Below are 2,785 nucleotides of genomic sequence, written 5' to 3'. Positions count from 1 at the left end.
CGGGCGCTTCACGTCGGTGAAGCGCCGAACATGGTCGTCTGCTGGGGCGGTCACTCCATCAACGAGAACGAATACTTGTATGCGCGTCGCGTGGGCACTCAGTTAGGCCTGCGTGAACTGAACATCTGCACCGGGTGTGGTCCGGGCGCGATGGAAGCGCCAATGAAAGGCGCCGCGGTCGGCCACGCTCAGCAGCGCTACAAAGACAGCCGCTTTATTGGTATGACCGAGCCGTCAATTATCGCGGCGGAACCGCCTAACCCGCTGGTTAACGAACTGATCATCATGCCGGACATTGAAAAACGTCTGGAAGCGTTCGTGCGTATCGCTCACGGCATTATCATCTTCCCGGGCGGCGTAGGGACAGCAGAAGAGCTGTTGTATCTGCTGGGTATCCTGATGAATCCGGCCAACAAAGATCAAGTTCTGCCATTGATCCTGACCGGGCCAAAAGAGAGCGCCGATTACTTCCGCGTGCTGGACGAATTTATCGTGCACACGCTGGGAGAAGAGGCGCGCCGTCACTATCGCATTATCATTGACGATGCAGCGGAAGTCGCTCGTCTGATGAAAAAAGCGATGCCGCTGGTGAAAGAAAACCGTCGCGACACCGGTGATGCCTACAGCTTTAACTGGTCAATTCGTATCGCGCCTGATTTGCAGATGCCGTTCGAACCGTCCCACGAAAACATGGCGAATCTGAAACTGTATCCAGACCAGCCTGTTGAAGTGCTGGCTGCAGACCTGCGTCGCGCATTCTCCGGGATTGTCGCGGGGAACGTGAAAGAAGTCGGCATTCGCGCCATTGAAGAGTTTGGCCCGTACAAAATCCACGGTGACCCTGAGATGATGCGCCGCATGGACGATCTCCTGCAGGGCTTTGTTGCACAACATCGTATGAAGTTACCGGGCACTGCGTATATCCCGTGCTACGAGATCTGCGCATAACCTTCAACACCCGCTAGCAGCGCTATAGCGGTGACAGTTTTGTCCATATCAAAGCCGGATTTGGCGCTTCAGCCAACCGGCTTTTTTAGTGATACCAGTCACATAGCTCACGCAATAACATAAATATCAATTATCTTTCGTCTGGCGAGCCCCAAAACGCAAACGATTACCTCCCAGGGGAAACCGTGATTTATCACCGCAAATTATAATTAGTCATCAGAATTCACTAAAAACAACAGTTTTTATAGCGCAACCCTCGTATCTTCGCGCCCTGTCTTTCATGCCATATGTCGTTAATGTTAGCCTTCACGCCCGTAAATTCGCTTTGACTATTTTTTAACAGATTAATGGTCCAAATTTATCCACATAAAAGGTGGATTATTGCATTTGAGATCGCGATCACTGATACATTCATTACTTAAATGTATCTTTCCGCCCGAAAATTATTACGGCGAAAAATTATATAAAAATCGCTAAACGAATTTCGTTTTACAGTCGGGTATTTTTTCATTGGATTGAACCCAAACCCGACTTTTTAAGCTTCCTCCAGGAGAAACAGATGGAAAACACGCAAACCAGCACTATCGTTACGGGCCAGACCCGCAGCGCATGGCGCAAGACAGACACCATGTGGATGCTGGGCCTTTACGGCACGGCGATTGGCGCGGGTGTATTATTCCTGCCAATTAACGCAGGCGTTGGCGGTATGATCCCGCTGATCATCATGGCCATTCTTGCCTTCCCAATGACCTTCTTTGCTCACCGTGGTCTGACCCGCTTTGTGCTGTCCGGTAAAAATCCGGGTGAAGACATCACCGAAGTTGTAGAAGAACACTTTGGCGTTGGCGCAGGTAAACTGATTACTCTGCTCTACTTCTTCGCTATCTACCCCATTCTGCTGGTTTACAGTGTTGCAATCACCAACACCGTTGAAAGCTTCCTGACTCACCAGTTGGCGATTACGCCGCCGCCGCGTGCAATCCTCTCTCTGATTCTGATTGTCGGCATGATGACCATCGTGCGCTTCGGTGAGCAGATGATCGTTAAGGCGATGAGCATCCTGGTATTCCCGTTCGTTGCGGCTCTGATGCTGCTGGCGCTGTATCTGATCCCTCAGTGGAGCGGTGCGATTCTGGAAACCATGTCTTTTGACTCTGCGGCAACCACCGGCAACGGCCTGCTGTTGACCCTGTGGCTGGCGATTCCGGTAATGGTGTTCTCCTTCAACCACTCCCCTATCATCTCCTCCTTCGCCGTGGCGAAGCGTGAAGAGTACGGTGATGAAGCTGAGAAGAAATGCTCCAAGATTCTGGCATTCGCTCACATCATGATGGTACTGACCGTTATGTTCTTCGTCTTCAGCTGTGTATTCAGCCTGACCCCGGCGGACCTGGCAGCAGCAAAAGAGCAGAACATCTCGATTCTGTCTTACCTGGCGAACCACTTTAACGCGCCGATTATTGCCTGGATGGCACCGATCATCGCGATTATCGCTATCACCAAATCCTTCCTCGGCCACTACCTGGGCGCACGTGAAGGCTTCAACGGGATGGTGATTAAGTCTCTGCGCGGCAAAGGCAAATCCATCGAAATCAACAAACTGAACAAAATCACTGCACTGTTCATGCTGGTAACCACCTGGATTGTGGCGACGCTGAACCCGAGCATCCTCGGTATGATTGAGACCCTGGGTGGCCCAATCATCGCGATGATTCTGTTCCTGATGCCGATGTATGCGATTCAGAAAGTACCGGCAATGCGTAAATACAGCGGCCATATCAGCAACGTGTTCGTTGTGATTATGGGCCTGATCGCTATCTCCGCTATTTTCTACTCT

General features: G+C 51.2%; 2 protein-coding genes. Both read left to right on the top strand.

The window, feature by feature from the left end; all coding sequences use genetic code 11:
• Positions 1-948 (top strand): nucleotide 5'-monophosphate nucleosidase PpnN (gene ppnN, locus FDX03_RS14875; protein ID WP_249357071.1); only part of this gene is annotated, 948 nt, incomplete at its 5' end.
• Between the two features lie 559 nt (positions 949-1,507).
• Positions 1,508-2,785: HAAAP family serine/threonine permease (locus FDX03_RS14870; protein ID WP_137346164.1), on the top strand; the 1,278-nt coding region annotated here is incomplete at its 3' end.

It is taken from the genome of Citrobacter sp. wls827 (assembly GCF_005280875.1).
In the GTDB taxonomy this organism is placed as follows: domain Bacteria; phylum Pseudomonadota; class Gammaproteobacteria; order Enterobacterales; family Enterobacteriaceae; genus Citrobacter; species Citrobacter youngae.
This window is presented reverse-complemented; position numbering and strand designations above follow the sequence as displayed.